This window comes from Streptomyces sp. NPDC038213 (assembly GCF_055600495.1).
In genome coordinates, this window is record NZ_JBVJYM010000011.1 from 19,131 (window position 1) to 41,058 (window position 21,928).

Annotated in this window: 20 protein-coding genes; 11 read left to right on the forward strand and 9 right to left on the reverse strand. The window is 72.5% G+C overall.

What is annotated here, in order from left to right; translation table 11 throughout:
• Window positions 1-299 precede the first annotated feature (299 nt).
• On the forward strand, window positions 300-1,712 hold the full coding sequence (gene radA, locus ACZ7JZ_RS17795; protein WP_470939811.1) for a DNA repair protein RadA: 1,413 nt from the start codon (window positions 300-302) through the stop codon (window positions 1,710-1,712).
• Window positions 1,713-1,891: 179 nt separating this feature from the next.
• Complete coding sequence (gene disA / locus ACZ7JZ_RS17800; RefSeq protein WP_470939814.1) at window positions 1,892-3,016, forward strand: DNA integrity scanning diadenylate cyclase DisA; 1,125 nt, start codon at window positions 1,892-1,894, stop codon at window positions 3,014-3,016.
• Between the two features lie 57 nt (window positions 3,017-3,073).
• On the opposite strand, the gene ACZ7JZ_RS17805 is transcribed toward disA, so the two are convergent.
• Window positions 3,074-3,913, reverse strand: coding sequence for a hypothetical protein (locus tag ACZ7JZ_RS17805; protein WP_470939818.1), 840 nt, complete (start codon window positions 3,911-3,913; stop codon window positions 3,074-3,076).
• A 191-nt stretch (window positions 3,914-4,104) separates the two neighbouring features.
• On the opposite strand from ACZ7JZ_RS17805, the gene ACZ7JZ_RS17810 reads away from it, so the two are divergent.
• The 6 genes from ACZ7JZ_RS17810 (at window position 4,105) to cseC (ending at window position 9,129) form a co-directional block, all read left to right on the forward strand.
• On the forward strand, window positions 4,105-4,716 hold the full coding sequence (locus ACZ7JZ_RS17810) for a phosphatase PAP2 family protein (protein WP_470939821.1): 612 nt from the start codon (window positions 4,105-4,107) through the stop codon (window positions 4,714-4,716).
• A 22-nt stretch (window positions 4,717-4,738) separates the two neighbouring features.
• Window positions 4,739-5,725 carry an HhH-GPD family protein gene (locus ACZ7JZ_RS17815; RefSeq protein ID WP_470939824.1) on the forward strand — a complete coding sequence of 329 codons (987 nt, stop codon included), beginning with the start codon at window positions 4,739-4,741 and terminating at the stop codon, window positions 5,723-5,725.
• 175 nt (window positions 5,726-5,900) lie between these two features.
• Window positions 5,901-6,461, forward strand: a complete 561-nt coding sequence (locus ACZ7JZ_RS17820) for a SigE family RNA polymerase sigma factor (protein WP_470939827.1) — start codon at window positions 5,901-5,903, stop codon at window positions 6,459-6,461.
• 35 nt (window positions 6,462-6,496) lie between these two features.
• Entirely contained in the window at window positions 6,497-7,108 is a 612-nt protein-coding gene (locus ACZ7JZ_RS17825; RefSeq protein ID WP_470939830.1) for a hypothetical protein, read from the forward strand.
• Between the two features lie 9 nt (window positions 7,109-7,117).
• Window positions 7,118-7,819 (forward strand): two-component system response regulator CseB, encoded by a 702-nt coding sequence (gene cseB / locus ACZ7JZ_RS17830; RefSeq protein WP_470939833.1) that lies wholly within the window; start codon window positions 7,118-7,120, stop codon window positions 7,817-7,819.
• Window positions 7,816-9,129, forward strand: a complete 1,314-nt coding sequence (gene cseC, locus ACZ7JZ_RS17835) for a two-component system sensor histidine kinase CseC (protein ID WP_470939836.1) — start codon at window positions 7,816-7,818, stop codon at window positions 9,127-9,129. The genes cseB and cseC overlap by 4 nt, the downstream gene beginning before the upstream one ends.
• A 166-nt stretch (window positions 9,130-9,295) precedes the next feature.
• Here the strand turns inward: cseC and ACZ7JZ_RS17840 are convergent, their stop codons facing one another.
• The gene (locus ACZ7JZ_RS17840; protein ID WP_470940255.1) at window positions 9,296-10,792 is read right to left on the reverse strand and encodes an MDR family MFS transporter; all 1,497 of its coding nucleotides are present in this window, start codon (window positions 10,790-10,792) and stop codon (window positions 9,296-9,298) included.
• A 196-nt stretch (window positions 10,793-10,988) separates the two neighbouring features.
• Between ACZ7JZ_RS17840 and ACZ7JZ_RS17845 the strand changes: the two genes are divergently transcribed.
• Window positions 10,989-11,567, forward strand: coding sequence for a TetR/AcrR family transcriptional regulator (locus ACZ7JZ_RS17845; RefSeq protein WP_470939839.1), 579 nt, complete (start codon window positions 10,989-10,991; stop codon window positions 11,565-11,567).
• A gap of 11 nt (window positions 11,568-11,578) precedes the next feature.
• Here ACZ7JZ_RS17845 and ACZ7JZ_RS17850 read toward each other — a convergent pair whose 3' ends face one another.
• Complete coding sequence (locus ACZ7JZ_RS17850) at window positions 11,579-12,268, reverse strand: M23 family metallopeptidase (RefSeq protein ID WP_470939842.1); 690 nt, start codon at window positions 12,266-12,268, stop codon at window positions 11,579-11,581.
• Between the two features lie 338 nt (window positions 12,269-12,606).
• Here ACZ7JZ_RS17850 and ACZ7JZ_RS17855 point away from each other — a divergent pair, with 338 nt between their 5' ends.
• Window positions 12,607-15,618, forward strand: a complete 3,012-nt coding sequence (locus ACZ7JZ_RS17855; RefSeq protein WP_470939845.1) for an NACHT domain-containing protein — start codon at window positions 12,607-12,609, stop codon at window positions 15,616-15,618.
• Window positions 15,619-15,703: 85 nt separating this feature from the next.
• Here the strand turns inward: ACZ7JZ_RS17855 and ACZ7JZ_RS17860 are convergent, their stop codons facing one another.
• Window positions 15,704-18,223 carry an ATP-dependent Clp protease ATP-binding subunit gene (locus ACZ7JZ_RS17860; protein WP_470939848.1) on the reverse strand — a complete coding sequence of 840 codons (2,520 nt, stop codon included), beginning with the start codon at window positions 18,221-18,223 and terminating at the stop codon, window positions 15,704-15,706.
• A 449-nt stretch (window positions 18,224-18,672) separates the two neighbouring features.
• Between ACZ7JZ_RS17860 and ACZ7JZ_RS17865 the strand changes: the two genes are divergently transcribed.
• Window positions 18,673-19,311 carry an SCO3374 family protein gene (locus tag ACZ7JZ_RS17865; protein ID WP_470939850.1) on the forward strand — a complete coding sequence of 213 codons (639 nt, stop codon included), beginning with the start codon at window positions 18,673-18,675 and terminating at the stop codon, window positions 19,309-19,311.
• On the opposite strand, the gene ACZ7JZ_RS17870 is transcribed toward ACZ7JZ_RS17865, so the two are convergent.
• From ACZ7JZ_RS17870 to ACZ7JZ_RS17890, 5 genes are all read right to left on the reverse strand, one after another.
• Window positions 19,287-19,628 carry a histone-like nucleoid-structuring protein Lsr2 gene (locus ACZ7JZ_RS17870; protein ID WP_470939853.1) on the reverse strand — a complete coding sequence of 114 codons (342 nt, stop codon included), beginning with the start codon at window positions 19,626-19,628 and terminating at the stop codon, window positions 19,287-19,289. The genes ACZ7JZ_RS17865 and ACZ7JZ_RS17870 overlap by 25 nt on opposite strands.
• 150 nt (window positions 19,629-19,778) lie before the next feature.
• Window positions 19,779-20,369: an amino-acid N-acetyltransferase gene (locus ACZ7JZ_RS17875; protein WP_470939856.1), complete on the reverse strand. Its 591-nt coding sequence runs from the start codon at window positions 20,367-20,369 to the stop codon at window positions 19,779-19,781.
• A 9-nt stretch (window positions 20,370-20,378) separates the two neighbouring features.
• Window positions 20,379-20,876 carry a BlaI/MecI/CopY family transcriptional regulator gene (locus ACZ7JZ_RS17880; RefSeq protein WP_470939859.1) on the reverse strand — a complete coding sequence of 166 codons (498 nt, stop codon included), beginning with the start codon at window positions 20,874-20,876 and terminating at the stop codon, window positions 20,379-20,381.
• Window positions 20,877-21,008: 132 nt separating this feature from the next.
• Window positions 21,009-21,188, reverse strand: coding sequence for a hypothetical protein (locus ACZ7JZ_RS17885; RefSeq protein WP_470939862.1), 180 nt, complete (start codon window positions 21,186-21,188; stop codon window positions 21,009-21,011).
• 13 nt (window positions 21,189-21,201) lie between these two features.
• Window positions 21,202-21,924, reverse strand: coding sequence for a hypothetical protein (locus ACZ7JZ_RS17890; RefSeq protein WP_470939865.1), 723 nt, complete (start codon window positions 21,922-21,924; stop codon window positions 21,202-21,204).
• Window positions 21,925-21,928: the final 4 nt, after the last annotated feature.

A 21,928-nucleotide genomic window follows, 5' to 3' on the forward strand; every position in this document is an offset into this window, starting at 1 on the left:
AACGCCGCGCGGGCTGGAGTTGCTCCCCGCACCCGGGGTCGGGTCTGGGTACTCCCGGGGCCGGGACCAGTTCGGGCCTGGGTACGCCCAGAGGTCGGGCACCGTCCGGGCTCGGACCCGCCGGGTTTCGGTGCACTGGACGGCGGGTGGCTTTCCCGCGGCGCAGGACCACATCCAGCCCCGCCAGGGGGTCCCCCCGGACGAAGTCCGGGGGAGTTTGAGGCGCGGGGTCCGGGGCGGAGCCCCGGGGACCCGGGTGCGGTAGGGGTGTTGTCGGTGGGGGCCGTTACCGTGGCGGGATGGCTGCTCGTACATCCCGTTCATCCGCCAAGGACCGGCCGTCCTACCGCTGCTCCGAGTGCGGCTGGACCACGGCCAAGTGGCTCGGCCGCTGTCCCGAGTGCCAGGCCTGGGGGACGGTGGAGGAGCAGGGCGTGGTCGCCGTGCGCACCACCGCCGCCGGCCGGGTCTCCTCGGCCGCCGTGCCGATCGCCCAGGTGGACGGCCGGCAGGCGACCGCGCGGTCCACGGGGGTGGACGAGCTGGACCGCGTACTCGGCGGGGGGCTGGTGCCGGGGGCCGTGGTGCTGCTCGCGGGTGAGCCGGGCGTCGGCAAGTCGACCCTGCTGCTGGACGTGGCGGCCAAGGCGGCCAGCGACGCGCACCGCACCCTGTACGTGACGGGCGAGGAGTCCGCGAGCCAGGTGCGGCTGCGGGCCGACCGGATCAACGCGCTCAGCGACCACCTCTACCTGGCGGCGGAGACGGACCTGTCGGTGGTCCTGGGCCACCTCGACGCGGTGAAGCCCTCGCTGCTGGTCCTGGACTCGGTGCAGACGGTGGCCTCCCCGGAGATCGACGGCGCCCCGGGCGGCATGGCGCAGGTGCGCGAGGTGGCGGGGGCCCTGATCCGGGCCTCCAAGGAGCGGGGGATGTCCACGCTGCTGGTGGGGCACGTGACGAAGGACGGGGCGATCGCGGGCCCGCGGCTCCTGGAGCACCTGGTGGACGTGGTGCTGCACTTCGAGGGCGACCGGCACGCCCGCCTCCGGCTGGTCCGCGGGGTGAAGAACCGGTACGGGGCCACGGACGAGGTGGGCTGCTTCGAGCTGCACGACGAGGGGATCACGGGTCTCGCGGATCCGAGCGGGCTGTTCCTGACCCGCCGGGCGGAGCCGGTTCCGGGTACGTGTCTGACGGTGACGCTGGAGGGCCGGCGGCCGCTGGTGGCGGAGGTGCAGGCGCTGACGGTGGACTCGCAGATCCCCTCCCCCCGGCGGACGACCTCGGGCCTGGAGACCTCCCGGGTGTCGATGATGCTGGCGGTGCTGGAGCAGCGCGGCAGGATCAGCGCGCTGGGCAAGCGGGACATCTACAGCGCCACGGTCGGCGGGGTGAAGCTGTCCGAGCCGGCCGCCGACCTCGCCGTCGCACTGGCGCTGGCCTCGGCGGCGAGCGACACCCCCCTGCCGAAGAACCTGGTCGCGATCGGCGAGGTGGGCCTCGCGGGCGAGGTGCGGCGGGTGACGGGCGTGCAGCGGCGGCTGGCGGAGGCCCACCGGCTGGGCTTCACGCACGCGCTGGTCCCGGGCGATCCCGGGAAGGTGCCGGCGGGCATGAAGGTGCTCGAGGTGGCGGACATCGGGGATGCGCTGCGGGTACTGCCCCGCCGCCCGGCCCGCGGCAAGCCCGCGGCCGACGCCGAGGAGTAGAAGAGAGGGGACGAATCGGGCGGGGAGCGGGGCCGGCGGGGGGGTGTGCGCGGGGCGGACCGCGGTACTCCCCACGGGGGTGCGGTGGTCGCCGGTAGACTTTGTGCTGGTCCGCCCGCCCATACGCACGCCCTGGTGCCCCCGGTGCCGGCGGCGAAACCCGCGACCGGAGGAGTGCAGTGGCAGCCAAGGACGGGGCAGCAGCATCCGGGAAGTCCGGCGCGAGCTCCAAGCACGAGGCGCTGATGCGCGCCTCGCTGAGTGCCGTAGCCCCTGGTCAGCCCCTGCGCGACGGGCTTGAGCGGATCGTCCGCGGCAATACCGGTGGACTGATCGTCCTCGGCATGGACAAGGCAGTGGAGTCCATGTGCACGGGCGGCTTCGTCCTGGACGTGGAGTTCACTGCCACGCGGCTGCGGGAGCTGTGCAAGCTCGACGGCGCGCTGATCCTCGACAAGGACATCACGAAGATCCTGCGGGCCGGCGTGCAGCTGGTCCCGGACGCGTCGATCCCGACCGAGGAGACCGGTACGCGGCACCGCACCGCCGACCGGGTCTCCAAGCAGTGCGGGTTCCCGGTGGTCTCCGTCTCGCAGTCGATGCGCCTGATCGCGCTGTACGTGGACGGGGAGCGGCGGGTCCTGGAGGAGTCCGGGGCGATCCTGTCCCGGGCGAACCAGGCGCTGGCCACGCTGGAGCGGTACAAGCTGCGCCTGGACGAGGTCGCGGGCACGCTGTCGGCGCTGGAGATCGAGGACCTGGTGACGGTCCGCGATGTGACGGCGGTGGCGCAGCGGCTGGAGATGGTCCGCCGGATCGCGACCGAGATCGCCGAGTACGTGGTGGAGCTGGGTACGGACGGCCGGCTGCTCTCGCTCCAGCTGGACGAGCTGACGGTCGGCATCGAGGCGGAACGGGAGCTGGTGATCCGCGACTACGTGCCGGAGCCGACGGCGCGCCGTTCGCGCACGGTCGAGGAGGCGCTGGCGGAGCTGGATTCGCTGACGCACGCGGAGCTGCTCGAACTGCCCATCGTGGCGCGGGCGCTGGGGTACACGGGCTCCCCCGAGACCCTCGACTCGGCGGTGTCGCCGCGGGGGTACCGGCTGCTGGCGAAGGTGCCGCGGCTGCCGGGGGCGATCATCGAGCGGCTCGTGGAGCACTTCGGCGGTCTGCAGAAGCTGCTCGCGGCGAGCGTGGACGACCTCCAGACCGTGGACGGGGTCGGCGAGGCGCGGGCCCGCAGCGTGCGCGAGGGCCTTTCGCGGCTCGCCGAGTCCTCGATCCTGGAGCGGTACGTCTAGTACGTCTGGAGCCTCCAGGACGCGGCCCGCCGGAACTCCGTCCGGGTTGCGGCGGGTTCAGTCCTTCTCGAGGCGGAAGGACAGGGTGAGGTCCTTCATGCCGGGGGCCTTGGCCTCGACGATGTACGTGCCGGGGGCTGCCGCGCCGGTGGGCGGGGCGGCGCAGCGGGTGGCGTCGCTGCCCTTGCGGTTCCATTCGAGGGTGTGGGTCACCGAGGACTTGGCGGGGACGCGGTAGAAGAGCGTGCCGGATCCGGCCGGGCAGTCGGACGAGTTCCACAGCGGCTTGTCGGCGCCGGCCCGGGTGATGGTGACGACGGCGTTGCGCGGGCCGAGGTCCATCTTGCAGGTGCTGACGGAGTTGTTGACCGCGACGAGGGACAGCCGGGGCAGGTCGGTGAGCTCGTAGTCGTTCTTGGCGCTCTCGATGCGCCAGGCGACCACGCCGGGTGCGCAGTTGGGGACCGGGGAGTCCGCGGGGAGGCGGCTGCCGCCGTCGGGTCCGCCCGCGGGGGCGCCGCCGGGTTCGCCGTTCTTGCCGGCGCCGGCCGTGGTGCCCGCGTCGGTACCGGCGCCCGTGCCGGAGTCCGTACCGCCCTGGCCGCCGGAGCCGCCCGTACCGGACGAGCCTCCGGAGCCGCTGCCGCCCGGTTCGTCGCGTCCGCCCGGGTATTGGGTGATCGCGGAGCCGGAGGGGCTGGGGCCGGGGCCGATGGAGCCCGTGGAGCCGGGGCCCTGGCCGGGGCCCTTGGCGTCCGTACTGCCGCTGCCCCCGGTGGAGGTGACGACCCATACGGCGAGCAGGGCGAGGAGCGCCACGACGGACGCGAGGACGGCCCTCCGGCGCCAGTAGATGGTGGAGGGGAGCGGTCCGACCGGATTGCGCAGAGATCCCACGAAGCGAACTGTACGAGAGATCGGGCGGCGATCCGGCGCCACCCGCCGTACAGGGGGCGTGTTTTGGCGATCATCATCCTGCCGGGACGGGAGGTGCCGTCCCGCCGTCGTAGCCGATCACCCGGCCGAGCGAAGGTATTTCGCCAAGACTTTGATCACACCATTACCCAGTTTTACGTATTGTCTCTCGGATGGACACCTCCGACCTGTATCTCGACGTCACCGAGTTCGCCCGCTCCACACCGGGCTGGGTGCACGGTTTCGTCGAAGTGGGGACCGAGGCCGGAATCCTGCTCTTCGGCGCCCTGTTCGTGGTCCTGTGGTGGCGGGCCCGGCGGCTGGGCGACGGGGCGGTCGCCCTGGCCCTCCTCGCCCCCCTCGCCACGGCCGTCGCCTACGTCGTCTCCGAAGGGGCCAAGTCGGTGCTCCAGGAGGAGCGTCCGTGCCGGGCGGTGGCCGGGGCCCTGCCCTCCATAGCCGAGTGCCCGCCGCACGGCGACTGGTCCTTCCCGAGCAACCACTCGGCGATCGCGGGCGCCGCCGCCGTCGCCCTGGTCTTCGTCCTCCCGCGGCTCGCGCTGCTGACCGTGCCGCTCGCGCTGCTGATGGCCTTCTCCCGGGTGTTCCTCGGCGTGCACTACCCGCACGACGTGGCGATGGGCCTGCTGCTGGGCGGCTCGGTGGTGGCGCTGGTGATGGTGGCGCTGGCCGGACCGGCCCGTACGATCGTCCGCTCGGTGCGCGGCAGCGGGATGGCCGGAGCGGTCTGGTTCACCGGTCCGGGCCCCGCGCGGGCCGTCTGAAACGTGCCAGGATGCAGGGGCCATGACTGCGATTCCTGCCATCCCTGCCATCCCTGCCCTTCCCGCCGCTCCCGCCGGGCCTGCTGCTGAGGCACCCGGGCCCGGTGCTCCCGCCGGGCCGGGTGTCCCCGCCGACCCCGGCGTCCTGCACGAGACAGTCGTCGCCTGGTTCGGGGAACACGCCCGGGACCTGCCCTGGCGGCGTCCCGAGGCCGGCCCCTGGGGGGTCATGGTCAGCGAGTTCATGCTCCAGCAGACCCCGGTGGCCCGGGTGCTGCCCGTGTACGAGCAGTGGCTGGCCCGCTGGCCCCGGCCGGCGGACCTGGCGGCGGAGGCGCCCGGCGAAGCGGTCCGCGCCTGGGGCCGGCTCGGCTACCCGCGCCGCGCGCTGCGGCTGCACGGGGCGGCCGTCGCCATAACGGAGCGCCACGGCGGCGACGTGCCCCGCGTGCACGCCCAGCTGCTGGCCCTGCCCGGCATCGGCGAGTACACGGCGGCGGCCGTGGCCTCCTTCGCCTACGGGCAGCGGCACGCGGTCCTCGACACCAACGTCCGCCGGGTCTTCGCCCGCGTGGCCACGGGTACGGAGTACCCGCCGAACGCCACCACCGCCGCCGAGCGCCGCCTGGCCCGCGCGCTGCTGCCCGAGGACGAGGAGACCGCCGCCGCCTGGGCGGCCGCGTCCATGGAGCTCGGGGCCCTGGTGTGCACCGCCAAGAACCCGGACTGCGCCCGCTGCCCGGTGGCCGGGCGGTGCGCCTGGCGGCTGGCGGGCAAGCCCGCGCACGACGGGCCGCCGCGGCGCGGCCAGACGTACGCCGGTACGGACCGCCAGGTGCGGGGCCGGCTGCTGGCCGTACTGCGGGAGGCCGTGGGCGCCGTACCGCAGTCGGTGCTGGACACCGTGTGGGACGAGCCGGTGCAGCGGGCCCGGGCTCTGGACGGGCTGGTGTCCGACGGGCTGGTGGAGCCGCTCGCGGGCGGGATGTACCGGCTGCCGATGACCTGAGGGGCGGGCTGCGGGGCGGGCTGCGCGCGGCCCGCCCCGCAGGCGCTGTTACACAACCTATGGATGTCCGTGCGGCCCCCGATGTCTGGCCCGCACAGCCCCGTGACAACCCCTCCGTACCTTCGAATCCATGAGCGGCGGTCCAGCCGCGGCAATGGAACGGAGGCGGTCTGCGATGGCGCACGGTGAGGTGCTCGACTTCGAAGAGTACGTCCGCACCCGTCAGGATGCGCTGCTGCGCAGTGCCCGGCGCCTGGTTCCGGACCCGGTGGACGCCCAGGACCTCCTGCAGACCGCGCTCGTGCGCACGTACGGCCGCTGGGACGGGATCGCCGACAAGTCCCTCGCCGACGCCTACCTGCGCCGCGTCATGATCAACACGCGGACCGAGTGGTGGCGCGCCCGCAAGCTCGAAGAGGTCCCCACGGAGCAGCTGCCCGACGCGAGCGTCGAGGACGGCACCGACCAGCGCGCCGACCGCGCCCTCCTGATGGACGTCCTCCGGGTGCTGGCTCCCAAGCAGCGCAGCGTCGTGGTGCTGCGACACTGGGAGCAGATGAGCACCGAGGAGACGGCCGAGGCGCTCGGGATGTCGGCAGGTACCGTGAAGAGCACGCTGCACCGGGCACTGGCCCGGCTCCGCCAGGAGCTGGAGAGCCGGAACCTCGACATGCGGGCCCTGGAGCGCGGCGACCACTACGTACACCACGAGGGGCGGGAGCGGTGCGCGGCCTGAACGGCAGACGCCTCGGGAGGGGCTCTCTCACTGTGATGTCGGCGGGGACCCTGGTCCTCGCCGGCTCCGTGCTGTTCATGGTCGCCTGCTCCTCGGGGGGCGCCGGGCTGAAGGACGAGGGTCCTGCCCGGACGGAGCAGGCGGTGAAGAGCCTTCCGACGCCCGGGTCCGCGCCCACCCGGACCTTCGAGAAGATCGACGGGGCGACGCTCGTGAAGGCGGACCCGAAGGTCAGCGACGAGGTCAAGCGCTACCTGAAGCCCTGCGTGGGCAAGGAGTACCCGGTGGACGTGACCTACGGGAAGGTCACCGGGAACTCGGTCGAGGACGTCGTGGTGAACGTCCTGTCCTGCGCCGACGCGGTCGGGGTGGGCTCGTACGTGTACCGCAGGATCGGTGACAGGTACGAGAATGTGTTCGCGGACGAACAGCCTCCGGTCTACGCCGAGATCGACCGGGGCGATCTCGTGCTCACCAAGCCGGTGTACGCGAAGAGCGATGCGCTCGCGTACCCGTCCGGCGAGGACGTGATCACCTACCGCTGGAACGGCGAGCGGTTCAACGAGCAGGACCGGGTGCACACGGATTACAGCAACGCGGTCGACGGCGGGGGCCAGCCCGCCCCGGCCGTCACGGAGAAGAACTGAGGCGGGCCGATGGCCGAGACGCACGTGCTGTTTGTGGAGGACGACGACGTCATCCGCGAGGCCACGACCCTGGCGCTGGAGCGCGACGGGTTCCGGGTCACCGCGATGCCCGACGGCCTGTCCGGCCTGGAGTCCTTCCGGTCCAACCGCCCCGACATCGCCCTGCTGGACGTGATGGTGCCCGGGATGGACGGGGTCAGCCTGTGCCGCCGGATCCGGGACGAGTCGACCGTACCCGTGATCATGCTGTCCGCCCGTGCGGACTCGATCGACGTGGTCCTCGGCCTGGAGGCCGGTGCCGACGACTACGTCACCAAGCCCTTCGACGGCTCGGTGCTGGTGGCCCGCATCCGGGCGGTCCTGCGCCGCTTCGGGCACGCGGGTGCGCAGGGCGCGGCCGCGGAGGACGGGCCGGCGGGTGAGCGCGGGGTGCTGGCCTTCGGCGACCTGGAGGTCGACACCGAGGGCATGGAGGTCCGCAAGTCGGGCGCGCCGGTGGCGCTCACGCCCACCGAGATGCGGCTGCTGCTGGAGTTCTCCTCGGCCCCGGGCACGGTGCTGTCGCGGGACCGGCTGCTGGAGCGGGTCTGGGACTACGACTGGGGCGGCGACACCCGTGTGGTGGACGTCCACGTCCAGCGCCTGCGCACCAAGATCGGACAGGACCGCATCGAGACGGTCCGCGGTTTCGGATACAAGCTCAAGGGATGAGGCGGGTCACCCTCAGGACGGGAATCCGCTGGAAGATCAGTTTTGCCATTGCCGCGGTGGGTGCGCTGATCGCCGTCGCGCTCAGCCTCGTGGTGCACAACGCGGCCCGCGTCTCGATGCTGGAGAGCGCCCGCGAAGTGCAGATGGAGCGGGTGCAGTTCATCTCGCGCAACGCGGAGGCCGCGAAGAAGCCCCCGATGGGGGCCAAGCTCAACGATCCCGACCTGCCGCCGGAGCTGCGGGACAAGGCGCGGTCGGGGCGGCGCGGGTCCTTCGTGCAGGAGCACGAGAACGCGGCGCCCGAGGTGTGGGCGGCCGTACCGCTGGCGAACGGCCAGGTGCTGTCCCTGCACTCCAGCTTCACGCTCAACGCGAGCATGATGAGGGACCTGGACCAGGCGCTGATCGCGGGCTCGATCGCCGTGGTGCTCGCCGGTTCGGCGCTCGGCGTGCTCATCGGCGGGCAGATCTCGCGGCGGCTGCGCAAGGCGGCGGCCGCGGCGAACAAGGTGGCGCAGGGCAATACCGAGGTGCGGGTGCGGGAGGCGGTCGGCGGGGTCGTGCGCGACGAGACGGACGACCTGGCGCGGGCCGTGGACGCCATGGCGGCTGCGCTCCAGCAGCGGCTGGAGGCCGAGCGGCGGGTGACCGCGGACATCGCGCACGAGCTGCGCACCCCCGTCACCGGGCTGCTGACCGCGGCGGAGCTGCTACCCCCGGGCCGGCCGACGGAGCTGGTCCGGGACCGGGCGCAGGCCATGCGCGGGCTGGTCGAGGACGTGCTGGAGGTGGCCCGGCTGGACGGGGCCTCGGAGCGGGCGGAGCTCCAGGACATCGCGCTGGGCGAGTTCGTCTCGCGGCGGGTGGCGGTGCTGATGCCTGACGCCCGGATCCGGCTGGTGGCCCCGGAGATCGTCTCCACGGACCCGCGGCGGCTGGAGCGGATCCTCGGGAACCTGCTCGCCAATGCGGCCCGGTACGGGAAGCCGCCGGTGGAGGTGGACGTCGAGGGCCGGGTGGTGCGGGTCCGCGACCACGGGCCCGGTTTCCCCGAGGCCCTGCTCGCGGAGGGCCCGAGCCGCTTCCGTACGGGTTCCTCGGACCGGGCGGGGGTCGGGCACGGGCTGGGGCTGACCATCGCCGCCGGCCAGGCGCGGGTGCTGGGCGCCCGGCTGACCTTCCGGAACGTGGCCGCGCCCGGCGGGGTCGAGCGGGCCGGGGGCTCGGCGGGTGCGGTGGCGGTGCTGTGGCTGCCGGAGCACGCGCCGACGGCCACGGGGAGCTTCCCGATCGTGCGGCTGCCCGAGTAGGGCGGGGCGCGGGGAGGGCGGCTGCCCGGAGGGGGCGGGGGCACGGCACGGCGGGGGCACGGCAGGGCGGGCGGGCCGGGCAGTGGGAGAGCCGGGTACGAGGAAGGGCCGGGTACGGCGTACCGCCGCGCGGGCTGTACGCCGTACCCGGCCCGGTCCGTGCCGGTCAGTGGGCCGCCGGGACCGCCGGTTCCGGGGTGTCCTGCGGGCCCGCGCCCTTGAGCGGGACCTCCTTGACGAACCAGGCGGCGGCGAAGCCGAGGACGGCCACGGCCGCGCCGAGGAGGAAGGCGGCGGAGGTGCCGACGGCCACCGCGTGCTGGTAGGCCTCGCGGACCGCTTCGGGCAGTTTGGCCAGGCTGGCCGCGTCGAGCTGCGCCGAGCCCGCCGTGGCCCCGGCGCCGGCCTCGCCGAGCCGGTCGGCCATGGCGTCCTGCACCCGGGTGGTGAACAGCGAGCCCATCAGGGCCACGCCGAAGGAGCCGCCGAGGGTGCGGAAGAGGGTGGCGGCCGAGGAGGCCACGCCCATGTCCTTCATCTCGACGCTGTTCTGCGCGACGAGCATGGTGATCTGCATAAGGAAGCCGAGGCCCGCGCCGAGCACGGCCATGTAGAGGCCGGAGACCAGGCGGCTGGTGCCGGTGTCCATCTGCGCGAGCAGGAACATGCCCGCGACCATCAGGGCCCCGCCGGCGATCGGGAAGACCTTGTACCGGCCGCTGTGGGTGGTGACGCGGCCCGCGATCAGGGACACGGCCATCATCGACAGCAGGAGCGGCAGCAGGAGCAGCCCGGAGTTGGTGGCGGAGGCGCCCTGGACGGCCTGCTGGAACAGCGGCAGGTAGAGCACGCCGCCGAACATGGCGAAGCCGGAGAGGAAGCCGATCACCGACATCAGGGTGAAGTTGCGGCTGCGGAAGATGTGCAGCGGCAGCACCGGGTCGGCGGCGCGGCGCTCCGCGAAGAGGAAGGCGACCAGGGAGGCCAGGCCGAGCGCGGTCAGTCCGAGGACCTCGGGCGAGCCCCAGGCGTACTCGGTGCCGCCCCAGGTGGTGACCAGCACGGTGGAGGTGATGGCCGTGGTCAGCAGGGCCGCGCCGAGGTAGTCGATGGAGCTGCGGGCGGCCGGGGGCCGCTCGGGCAGGTGCAGGACGGCCGTGACCATCGCCAGGGCGACGGCGCCCAGCGGGAGGTTGATGTAGAAGGACCAGCGCCAGCCGAGGTGGTCGGTGATCGTGCCGCCGACGAGCGGGCCGCCGATCATGGCGAGGGCCATGACCCCGGCCATCATGCCCTGGTAGCGGCCGCGCTCCCTGGGCGGGATCAGGTCGCCGATGATCGCCATGACGCCGACCATGAGGCCGCCCGCGCCCAGGCCCTGGACCGCGCGGAAGCCGATGAGCTGGCCCATGTCCTGGGCCATGCCGCTGAGCACGGAGCCGATCAGGAAGATGACGATGGAGGTGAGGAAGACGCCCTTGCGGCCGTACATGTCGCCGAGCTTGCCCCAGATGGGGGTGGAGGCGGCCGTGGCCAGGGTGTAGGCGGTGACCACCCAGGAGAGGTGGGCCAGTCCGCCCAGCTCACCGACGATGGTGGGCATCGCCGTACCTATGATCATGTTGTCGAGCATCGCGAGGAGCATGGCGATCATGAGCGCCATCAGCACGACGCGCACGCTGCGCGGCCGTGCTGCCGCCGCCTCGTCCTCCCCTGCGCCCGCGCGCTCTTCCGCTTCGGTGACGCTCACTCTTCCCACTTCCCCGACACTTACTTGCCGACCGGCTAGTTCACTACACTGGGGAAGGTAGACGCGTAGCTAGCCGGGCGTCAAGTAAGTTCTTTCGAACGGGAGCGACATGTCCAGCAGCAGCCCGCAGCGGCGGGGGAACACCCGCCAGCGCATCCAGGACGTGGCCCTGGAACTCTTCGCGGAGCAGGGGTACGAGAAGACCTCGCTGCGCGAGATCGCGGAGCGGCTGGAGGTCACGAAGGCGGCGCTGTACTACCACTTCAAGACCAAGGAAGAGATCCTGATCAGCATCTTCGAGGACAAGACCCGTCCGATCGACGAGCTGATCGCCTGGGGGTCGGAACAGCCGCGCACGCTGGAGACCAGGAAGGAGATCCTGCGCCGGTACCACGCGGCCCTGCTGGGGGCCTCGGACCTGTTCCGCTTCATGCAGGAGAACCAGGCCACGGTGCGGGAGCTGAGCATCGGCGAGCGGTTCAAGGAGCGGACGCTGGGGCTGGTCCAGCTGATCCAGGAGCCGGACTTCGCGATGAAGGACCGGGTGCGGTGCGTGAGTGCGCTGTTCACCATGCACGCCGGGATGTTCTTCATGCAGAACGTCGAAGGCGACCCGGAGGACCGGCAGGAAGCCGTCCTCGAGGTCGCCATCGAGCTGATCACCGGGGCCCACGGGGGCCGGGCGTAGGGGCGTGCGCGTCAGAGGCGGACGCCCGCGGCGCGCAGGAACGTCGCCGGGTTGACGGCGGAGCCGTAGTTCGGGGTGGTCCGGATCTCGAAGTGCAGGTGCGGGCCGCTGGAGTTGCCGGTGTTGCCGGACAGGGCGATCTGCTGGTCGGTGGCGACCTTCTGGCCGATCCGGACCTGGATCTTCGACAGGTGGGCGTACTGGGAGTACGTGTTGTTGTCGTGGCGGATCACGATGGCGTTGCCGTACGCGGGGCCGTCGCCGGCGCCGTTGGGGCCGGCCTTGACCACGGTGCCGGTGCGGACGGACTTGACCGGGGTGCCGGTCGGCACGGCGAAGTCCTGGCCGGAGTGCTTGTGGGCCCACATGCTGCCGCCCTTGCCGTACGTCGCGGAAAGCACGTAGCGGTCGACCGGGTCGGCCCAGGCCGGCTTGGCGGCGGCCTTCGCGTTCACGGCCTTCGCCTTCGCGCCGGCGGCGAGGCGGTCGGCGACCTTGGCCTGCGCGGCGGCCTGGGCGGCCAGCAGGTCGGCCGGGGCGGACAGGGCGGTGGAGGCGTCGGCGGGGACGAGGGCGGCCTCGGCGGCGAAGGCGTGACCGGCGCCGAGCGTCAGCACGGCCCCGAGCCCGGCGGCCACGACGGCGGTGCGGGTGCGGAGGGTGGACGGGCGGCGGATACCGGTGCGAACGCTCTTCGACATGCGGGGACCAATCACGAGGCGGCGGGGGGACATGCACGGGGCATGCATCGGTCCGGCGCGGAAGCGTCTGGCGCTCCTGCCGGACCGGCTCATCTTTGGTAACCCGGCCCCCTCGGACTTCCCAAACCGCCCGATTACTACCGGAACCCGTAGACCGGTCCGGGAGATCGGGCTCACAGACGGGGCCCCTCCAGGCCCTTCACCCCTCCGAGACCCTGTCTTTGATCTACGAGAATGAGTAGTAGGTCCGTTTTGTCTTGTGCGGCTTGTCACCGGCCCGGGGCCGGCCTCCCCGATCCCCGAACGGCGCCGTGTGACCGGCGCTACGCTCGTGGCGCGTGGACACCGGCATCGGCGTACGGCTCGCATCGAGCGTGATAGGACCCCTGGTCGCGCGGCTCCTGCGCCCGGAGGGCGCGGGACCGGCCGAGGCGGACGGCCCCGTCCGCCTCTCGGCCCACCTGTCCCCCAAGGAGAAGCGCACCCCCACCGAGGCCGCCCTGCACAGGGTCGCCGCCGCCCTGGTCAAACGGGCCCTGGAGGCCCCCGGCGAGACCCCGCTCCCCGCCGCCGAGGCCGCCGCGGTCACCGCCGCCCTCACCCGGGCCCTCCAGGCCCTCGCCCGCCTCCCCCTGACCGATGTCGAGGCCGTGGAGCTCGGCCCCGCCCGGCTCGCCGCCCGGCTCCGCTCCGAGGCCCCCCACACCGGGCTCCCCCAGGACGCCCAGTACCTCTACGACCGGCTCCTCGACACCGCCTGCGCGCACCTGCTGAACGCCTTCACCCAGCGCTCCCCCTACGTGGCCTCCGCCCTCGTCCACCAGACCCGGCGCCAGGCCGAGCAGCTCGCCCGGACCGACGAGCTGCTGGCCCGCCTCCCCCGCCACGACGCCCTCGACACCGCCTTCGAGACGCGGTACGGCGCCTACCTCGCCCGCCGCCACGGCAGCCTCACCATCTACGGCATCGACCTGGTCCCCGGCTCCGCGAAATGGCCCCTGGACGCCGCCTACCTCACCCTGGAGGCCGTACCCCACACCCCGGGGGCCGCCGCGCCCTCCCCCGCCGACGCCTTCGCCCGCACCCTCGGCGGCGGGACCCTCGGCCCCTGCCCCGCCGACCTCGCCCTCGCCCGCCACGACCGGGTGCTGCTGCGCGGCGAGGCCGGCTCCGGGAAGACCACCCTCATCCAGTGGCTGGCCGTCTCCGCCGCCCGCCCCGGCGCCGACGAACGCCTCGACCACCTGCGCGACCGGGTCCCCTTCGTGCTGCCGCTGCGCACCCTCACCCGGCACGGCGAACGGCTCCCGCCGCCCCGCCGCTTCCTCGAAGCGGTCGGCTGCCCCCTGGCCGGGGAGCAGCCGACGGGCTGGGAGCGCCGGGTCCTCGACGCGGGCCGCGGACTCCTCCTCGTCGACGGGATCGACGAGATCCCGGCCGCCGACCGGCCCGCCGCCCGCGAGTGGCTCGCCGACCTCGCCGACACCTACCCCGGCAACCGCTGGCTGGTCACCTCCCGGCCCGGCGCGGTCCGCGAGGCCTGGCTCGGCGGGGAGTCCTTCACCGAGTTCCTCCTCTCCCCCATGGCCCCCGCGAACGTCTCCGCCTTCATCGGGCGCTGGCACGCGGCCGCCCGTACCGGGGACGCGGAACAGGACGGTCCGCTCGCCGGGTACGAGGCCCAGCTGAAGGAGGCCGTGCGCACCAAGGCCGACCTGGGGCTGCTGGCCACCAATCCGCTCATGTGCGGGCTGATCTGCGCCCTGCACCGGGACCGGCGGGGCTTCCTGCCGCTGGGGCGGATGGACCTGTACGCGGCGGCCCTGACCATGCTGCTGACCCGGCGGGACCGGGAGCGGCGGGTGCAGGCGGTGGAGCTGCGGGAGGAGCCGCAGCTCCAGCTGCTCCAGCGGCTGGCGTCCTGGCTGATCCGCAACGGGCGCACCGAGATGGACCGGGACCGCGCCGAGGCCCTGATCGCGGAGGCCCTGCCAGCCGTACGGGAGGCCCGCGACGCCCTGGGGAGCGCGGCCGCCGTCTACACGCACTTCCGGGAGCGGACGGGGCTGCTGCGGACCCCGACGGAGGACACGGTGGAGTTCGTGCACCGCACCTTCCAGGACTTCCTGGGGGCGCGGGCGGCCCTGGACGAGGGCGGGTTCGGGGAGCTGGCCGGGCACGCGGACGACGACCAGTGGACGGACGTCATCCGGATGGCGGTGGCCCAGGGCCGCCCCCGCGACCGGGCGGAGATCATCCGGGCCCTGCTGGGCCGCGGCTCGAAGCGGGCCGACCTGCTGGCGCTGGTCTGCCTCCAGTACGCGGCCGAGCTGGACCCGGCGCTGCGGGAGGAGGTGGAGGAGCGGGCGGGGCGGCTGATCCCGCCGAAGGACGAGGCGGCCGCGCGGGCGCTGGGCGGGGCGGGGCCGCTGATCCTGGACCTGCTGCGCGGACCGGAGGGGCTGAGCGACGAGGAGGCCCGCCTGGAGGTGATCGCGGCCGGGGCGACGAGGGCCGAGCAGGCCGTGCCGTTCCTGGCCCGCTTCGCCGCCCACCCCTCGTTCTCCGTCCGCTACCGGCTCACCGAGCAGTGGCGGGACTTCGAGTCCGAGGCGTACTGCCGGGAGGTGCTGGCGGCCGTCAGCCCGCAGGCCGGATCCGTCAGCGCCCGTTCCGACCGGCAGCTGGAGCTGCTGCGGCGGTTCGCGCCCGCCGGGAAGCTCCACGCCGCCGGCATCAGCCTGCCGGCGCTGGAGGAGTACGCGCGGTGCGTGCCGCTCAAGGAGCTGAGCGTCATGCTGACGGACCTTCCGGACACCGGCTTCCTCCACGGGCACCCGGTGCGCACCCTGACCTTCTACCGGAGCGGGCTCCGCGACCTGGGCGGGCTGCGCGGGCTCCCCGTCGAACTGCTCATCGTCAGGAACACCGAGGACGTGTCCCTCGACGGCATCCTGCCGACGCTGCCCCAGCTGCACGGCCTGGGGCTGGGCGGCCGGGTCCAGGGGTGGTCCCTGGACGAGTTCGAGGGTGAGGGCCTGTGGCTCCTGGACCTGGAGCAGCTGGAGGAGCGGCTGGACGGGCTGCCGCACCTGGGACGGCACCGCAAGCTCAGCACCCTGGAGCTGGGGCTGGCCTGGGTGCCCGAGGATCCCGCCGAATGGGAGGTGGTGGCCTCGCTGGAGGGGCTCGACCGCCTCAGTGTGTGCACGGCCGCCCTGGAGCGCCTGCCGCAGTCCGTCGTCCTCCCGAGCGTCCAGGACCTGAAGGTGGTCGACGCGGGCGCGGAGCAGGGGGCGCTGGCCGAGCGCTTCCGGCGCCGGTTCCCCGCCGCCGAGTGGGTCAGCTGACCCGCACGCCCCGTGCAGGCGAAAGGGGGCGGCCCCGGAACCGTACGGTTCCGGGGCCGCCCCCTTCGCGATGCTCCCCGAAGGGTTACGCGCCCTTGCTCAGGTCCGGGCCGGAGCCCGTGGCCTCGATCGGCGGGACGTCCGGCAGGGCGGACTTCTCCTCGCCGCGGAAGGTGAACTTGGCCTCCTCGCCCTCGCCCTCCGTGCCGACGACCACGATGTGACCGGGGCGCAGCTCACCGAAGAGGATCTTCTCGGAGAGGATGTCCTCGATCTCGCGCTGGATCGTGCGGCGCAGCGGACGGGCGCCCAGGATGGGGTCGTAGCCGCGCTTCGCGAGCAGCAGCTTCGCCTCACCGCTGAGCTCGATGCCCATGTCGCGGTCCTTCAGGCGCTCGTCCACCTTGGCGATCATCAGGTCGACGATCTGGATGATGTCTTCCTGCGAGAGCTGGTGGAAGACGACCGTGTCGTCGACGCGGTTCAGGAACTCGGGGCGGAAGTGCTGCTTCAGCTCCTCGTTGACCTTCGCCTTCATCCGGTCGTATCCCGTCTTGACGTCGCCCTGGGCGGCGAAGCCCAGGTTGAAGCCCTTCGAGATGTCCCGCGTACCCAGGTTCGTCGTCATGATGATGACGGTGTTCTTGAAGTCCACGACCCGGCCCTGGGAGTCGGTCAGGCGACCGTCTTCCAGGATCTGGAGCAGGGAATTGAAGATATCCGGGTGCGCCTTCTCGACCTCGTCGAAGAGGACGACGGAGAACGGCTTCCGGCGGACCTTCTCGGTCAGCTGGCCGCCCTCTTCGTAGCCCACGTATCCGGGGGGCGAACCGAAGAGGCGGGAAACCGTGTGCTTCTCGCTGAACTCCGACATGTCGAGGGAGATCAGCGCGTCCTCGTCACCGAAGAGGAATTCGGCGAGCGTCTTGGAGAGCTCGGTCTTACCGACACCCGAGGGGCCGGCGAAGATGAACGAGCCACCGGGGCGCTTCGGGTCCTTCAGACCCGCACGGGTACGGCGGATCGCCTGGGAGAGCGCCTTGATGGCGTCCTTCTGGCCGATGACGCGCTTGTGGAGCTCGTCCTCCATGCGCAGCAGGCGGGAGGACTCCTCCTCGGTGAGCTTGAAGACCGGGATGCCCGTGGCGGTGGCCAGGACCTCGGCGATCAGGTCGCCGTCGACCTCGGCGACGACGTCCATGTCGCCGGCCTTCCACTCCTTCTCCCGCTTGGCCTTCGCGGTGAGGAGCTGCTTCTCCTTGTCGCGCAGGGAAGCGGCCTTCTCGAAGTCCTGCGAGTCGATCGCGGACTCCTTGTCGCGGCGGACGCCGGCGATCTTCTCGTCGAACTCGCGGAGGTCCGGCGGCGCGGTCATCCGGCGGATGCGCATCCGGGAGCCGGCCTCGTCGATCAGGTCGATCGCCTTGTCCGGCAGGAAGCGGTCCGAGATGTAGCGGTCCGCGAGCGTCGCCGCCTGGACGAGGGCCTCGTCCGTGATGGAGACGCGGTGGTGGGCCTCGTACCGGTCCCGGAGACCCTTGAGGATCTCGATGGTGTGCGGGAGCGAGGGCTCGGCGACCTGGATGGGCTGGAAGCGGCGCTCCAGCGCGGCGTCCTTCTCCAGGTGCTTGCGGTACTCGTCCAGCGTGGTGGCACCGATGGTCTGGAGCTCTCCGCGGGCCAGCATCGGCTTGAGGATGGAGGCCGCGTCGATGGCGCCCTCGGCGGCACCCGCGCCGACGAGCGTGTGCAGCTCGTCGATGAACAGGATGATGTCGCCGCGGGTGCGGATCTCCTTCAGGACCTTCTTCAGGCGCTCCTCGAAGTCACCGCGGTAGCGGGAGCCGGCGACGAGCGCGCCGAGGTCGAGGGTGTAGAGGTGCTTGTCCTTGAGGGTCTCGGGCACCTCGCCCTTGACGATGGCCTGGGCCAGGCCCTCGACGACGGCCGTCTTGCCGACGCCGGGCTCGCCGATGAGGACCGGGTTGTTCTTGGTCCGGCGGGACAGCACCTGCATGACCCGCTCGATCTCCTTCTCGCGCCCGATGACCGGGTCGAGCTTGGATTCACGGGCCGCCTGGGTGAGGTTGCGGCCGAACTGGTCCAGGACGAGGGAGGTCGAGGGGGTGCCCTCGGCGGGGCCGCCGGCGGTGGCGGTCTCCTTGCCCTGGTAGCCGGAGAGCAGCTGGATGACCTGCTGCCGGACCCGGTTGAGATCGGCGCCCAGCTTCACGAGGACCTGGGCGGCGACGCCCTCGCCCTCGCGGATCAGGCCGAGCAGGATGTGCTCGGTGCCGATGTAGTTGTGGCCGAGCTGAAGAGCCTCGCGGAGCGAGAGCTCCAGGACCTTCTTCGCCCGCGGGGTGAAGGGGATGTGGCCGGACGGGGCCTGCTGGCCCTGGCCGATGATCTCCTCGACCTGCTGGCGAACGGCCTCGAGCGAAATCCCGAGGCTCTCCAGGGCCTTAGCGGCGACACCCTCACCCTCGTGGATCAAGCCCAGGAGGATGTGCTCGGTGCCGATGTAGTTGTGGTTGAGCATCCGGGCTTCTTCCTGAGCCAGGACGACAACCCGCCGCGCGCGGTCGGTGAACCTCTCGAACATCGTTATTCGCTCCTCAGAGCGGTCGGGCAGTTCGGGGTCGGTCCCCGCCCTGTCCTTCCGCATGCTAGTCCCGCGGGGCGGGACAGCTCATTCCAACTGCCGACATCCGTCCCCGGCTCACCCCACTCGGTGGGGAAAATCCGCGTTGCACAGCCGACAACTGCTCCAACCCGATGGTGCGAGACGATGTTCCCGCAGGCCAGGCAGATACCCGTCGCATCACTACGCCGATGGCGAACGGAAGCGGGTCACATCAGCGTGTCGCCCCGATCCACTAGGCATGTCTTACCCGCAGGCACCGACAGTCCATGCCGTCCGCACGGGGTGCCTCCGCTAAGGGCGAACAAGCCCGGGGATCGAATCCCTGCTTCCACTTGACCGGTGTTTACGCTGTGCATTGCCGCATGAACGGTGCGTAACCCGCCGGGGTTTCGGGAGTTGCTCCATTCATGGCACTCACCGTCCCCTTTGCCGTCCCGTCCCCCAGGCACCCGCAGGAGGCCGGCGGGCAGCCCGCCGGGGGGTCCGCAGGGCCCGACCCGGTCGCGCGCTGGTACGCGCACCACCTGGGCTGGCCCGTCACGGCGGGGCGGCCGGTGCAGCTGCTCACGGGGGTGCGGTTCGACGTGCTGGAGCTGCCTGCGGCCGCGGGGCGGGCCGTGCTGCGGCGGGGGGTGGCCACCGGTCCGGTGGCGCTGCTCGGGCGCCGGATGCGGATGCTGGTGGCCGCGGGCGCCGCGGAGGAGCTGGCGGGGCTGCTCGACTGGCTGGAATGGGGCGGGGTCGCCCTGGACCTGACCGCCCTGGGTGAGGGCGGGCGGATCACCGCCCCGGTGCCGCCGGGGGCGGCCGGTGCGGAGCCGGGTGCCGCGGACGGCTGCCAGGGGGCCGCCGTGTGGCTGCGGCCCCCGGAGCCGGGGTGTGAGGCACTGCTGCCGGCCCTGACCGCCCTGGGGCGGCCCGCCGGCACCGGGGCTCCCGGGGGAGCGCCCGATCTCGTACGGCTCGTCGGCGCGGCGGCTACGGAGTGCCACCGGGCCCGGCTGCGGCGTACGGGGGCCGGTCAGCCCTTGGTGCGGTTCTCGTAGGCCTCGCGGATCTCGGCGGGGACCCGGCCGCGGTCGTTCACGTTGTAGTTGTTGGCCTTCGCCCAGGCGCGGATCTCGGCGGTGTCCGAGCTCCCGCCGGTGGCGACCCGGCCCTTGGCGGCGCGGCCCGTCGCGGCCCGGCCGCCGGTGCGGCGCCCGCTCTTCGCGTAGGGCTCCAGCAGACCGCGGAGCTTGTCGGCATTGGCGGTGGTGAGGTCGATCTCGTAGGTCTTGCCGTCCAGAGCGAACGTCACGGTCTCGTCCGCCTCGCCGCCGTCGAGGTCGTCGACAAGAAGGACCTGAACCTTCTGTGCCACCGGATTTCCTTTCATCGAAAATGCAGTACGCGGAAAGGAAACCGCTTTTGCCAGGAAAACACAAACCCCCCTGAGAGGTTCAGGACCTCAGCGGGACGGGAAACATGCGCGATTCGGACATAGGGCACTGCCGCCGGGCCCGGTAATCCTTCAGAGGTGCAGAAGCATCCGGCTGTTGCCCAAGGTGTTCGGCTTCACTCGTTCGAGACCCAGGAACTCCGCGACGCCCTCGTCATAGGAACGCAGGAGCTCGCTGTACACATCGTGGTCGACCGGTGTCTCACCGATCTCCACGAACCCGTGCTTCGCGAAGAAGTCGACTTCGAAGGTCAGGCAGAATACCCGGCGCACCCCGAGCTCGCGGGCGGTCTCCAGCAACTTGGCCAGCAGCCGGTGTCCCACACCACTGCCCTTCAACTCGCGGTCGACCGCGAGAGTACGCACTTCGGCCAGGTCTTCCCACATCACATGGAGAGCGCCGCAGCCGACCACGCGGGCGCCTTCTGCGTCTTCGACGGCGTCCCCGGCTGCTTCCGCCACCCAGAACTCCTGGATGTCCTCGTAAAGCGTCACCGGCGCTTTGTCGAGCAGGATCCGCTGGTGAACGTACTGGTCGAGGAGCCGGCGCACCGCGGCCACATCACGGGTGCGCGCCCGGCGGATGGCCACGCCTTTTGCATTTGCACCGGGAAACCGGTCGGGAAGCGAATCGTCTTCGGGGTTCGGAAGCTGTGCGGGCATGAGCGGACGCTATCGCCCCTGCCCCCGCCGGTCCTCATCGGCGTCGCCGGGGGGTTCGGGGGCCGGTTCCGGCGCCGCGGGCACGGAAGAGGGGGCGGCGGCGGGGGCGGGCTGGTCAGGGGCCGGATCCGGGCTCGGCGGGGGTTCCTGCGGCTGGACGATCCGGACGGCGTCGCGGAGGGCCTCGCGCTGTTCCGGCGACATCATGCCGAAGAATGCGACGAGGGCGGCGGCCGGGTTGTCGCTCGTCGCCCAGGCCTCGTTCATCAGCGCGGCCGAGTACGCCGCGCGCGTGGAGACCGCCGTATATCTATAGGCGCGGCCTTCCGCTTCCCGGCGCACCCAGCCCTTCTGGTGAAGGTTGTCCATGACGGTCATGACCGTCGTGTACGCGATGGACCGCTCCTTCTGGAGGTCTTCCAGGACTTCCCGAACGGTCACCGGGCGGTTCCACTGCCACACCCGGGTCATCACGGCGTCTTCGAGTTCTCCCAAGGGCCGAGGCACACCAGCACAATAGTGTGAGATGTCCTGAATATCCCGGCCATCCCCGCTATTCGCGCGTCGCGGGAACGAAAAAAGGCGTGCGGGCCCCGGAGGGACCGCACGCCCGGGGCGCGGAGCGCCGTGCGCGTCGGGTCAGGACGCGGCGCCGCGGGTGGCCTGGCGGGTCGACTCGGCGCGGGCGACGGCTGCGTCGACCACCGCGTCCTCCTTGGTCTTGTTGGCGCCGCCCTGGCTCTTCACGATCGTCACGACGAGGGCGATGAAGAGCGCGGCCATCACGAAGGGGGGCACGAGCGCGGAAACGTAGTCCATGGCCTCAGCGTAGCTACCCCGCGGCGCGCGCGGACGCCGGGGGCACCGGCTTGCGGCGCGGCGGGAAGACCTCTCCCGGGGTCGGGACCGGCTTGGCCGGGGGCCTCGGGGCGGCCGGCTGCGGGGCGGGCCTGGCGGGGGCCGGGCGGTCGGGGCGGGTCTCGCCGGCGTCCCGGGAGGGGGCGGGGCGGGAGGGGCCCGTAGCGCGGGCGCCGGAGCTCCGGCCTCCGGGGAGGGCGAGGAGGCGGGTGCGGGGTGCGGCGGGGGCCGCGGGGGCGGGGGTGCCGGTCGCGGGGGCCTCCGTACGGGGGGCCGGGGTGGCGGCGCGGGCCAGGCGGGCCCGGACGCTGCGTTCGGCGATGTCCTGGCAGCGGGCCAGGAGGGCCGCCGCGGCCGGGTTGCCGCGCAGGGCGCGGAGGGCGGCGAGGTCGTCGGGGACGGGCTCGTAGCCGGTCGCGAGGGCGTCCTGGAGGAGCTCCAGGTAGCCCGCGAGGGAGCCGGGGAGGGCGCTGCGGTAGCGCCCGAGGTCGGCGAGGAGGAAGGCCCGGAGGCGCCCGGCCTCGCGGACCGCCTCGTCGACGGACCGGGCCAGGTGCAGGCAGTCCTGGACCTCACGGGCGGTGAGGGCCGCACGGTCGGTGTCGGAGTGGAGGGCGTGGGCGAGGGAGCGCCGGAGCACGTGCAGCTCAGCAGCGCTGAACGCCATGCCGCCGCGGGATCCGTTGGGCGTGGGCATGGCC

Coding starts and splice junctions, on each gene's coding strand:
- ACZ7JZ_RS17860 (WP_470939848.1), bottom strand. CDS start 18,223: ATGTTCGAGAGGTTCACCGACCGCGCGCGGCGGGTTGTCGTCCTGGCT.
- ACZ7JZ_RS17815 (WP_470939824.1), top strand. CDS start 4,739: ATGACTGCGATTCCTGCCATCCCTGCCATCCCTGCCCTTCCCGCCGCT.
- cseB (WP_470939833.1), top strand. CDS start 7,118: ATGGCCGAGACGCACGTGCTGTTTGTGGAGGACGACGACGTCATCCGC.
- ACZ7JZ_RS17865 (WP_470939850.1), top strand. CDS start 18,673: ATGGCACTCACCGTCCCCTTTGCCGTCCCGTCCCCCAGGCACCCGCAG.
- ACZ7JZ_RS17845 (WP_470939839.1), top strand. CDS start 10,989: ATGTCCAGCAGCAGCCCGCAGCGGCGGGGGAACACCCGCCAGCGCATC.
- ACZ7JZ_RS17840 (WP_470940255.1), bottom strand. CDS start 10,792: ATGGCGCTCATGATCGCCATGCTCCTCGCGATGCTCGACAACATGATC.
- ACZ7JZ_RS17850 (WP_470939842.1), bottom strand. CDS start 12,268: ATGTCGAAGAGCGTTCGCACCGGTATCCGCCGCCCGTCCACCCTCCGC.
- radA (WP_470939811.1), top strand. CDS start 300: ATGGCTGCTCGTACATCCCGTTCATCCGCCAAGGACCGGCCGTCCTAC.
- ACZ7JZ_RS17875 (WP_470939856.1), bottom strand. CDS start 20,369: ATGCCCGCACAGCTTCCGAACCCCGAAGACGATTCGCTTCCCGACCGG.
- ACZ7JZ_RS17825 (WP_470939830.1), top strand. CDS start 6,497: ATGTCGGCGGGGACCCTGGTCCTCGCCGGCTCCGTGCTGTTCATGGTC.
- ACZ7JZ_RS17890 (WP_470939865.1), bottom strand. CDS start 21,924: ATGCCCACGCCCAACGGATCCCGCGGCGGCATGGCGTTCAGCGCTGCT.
- ACZ7JZ_RS17820 (WP_470939827.1), top strand. CDS start 5,901: ATGGCGCACGGTGAGGTGCTCGACTTCGAAGAGTACGTCCGCACCCGT.
- ACZ7JZ_RS17810 (WP_470939821.1), top strand. CDS start 4,105: ATGGACACCTCCGACCTGTATCTCGACGTCACCGAGTTCGCCCGCTCC.
- cseC (WP_470939836.1), top strand. CDS start 7,816: ATGAGGCGGGTCACCCTCAGGACGGGAATCCGCTGGAAGATCAGTTTT.
- ACZ7JZ_RS17885 (WP_470939862.1), bottom strand. CDS start 21,188: ATGGACTACGTTTCCGCGCTCGTGCCCCCCTTCGTGATGGCCGCGCTC.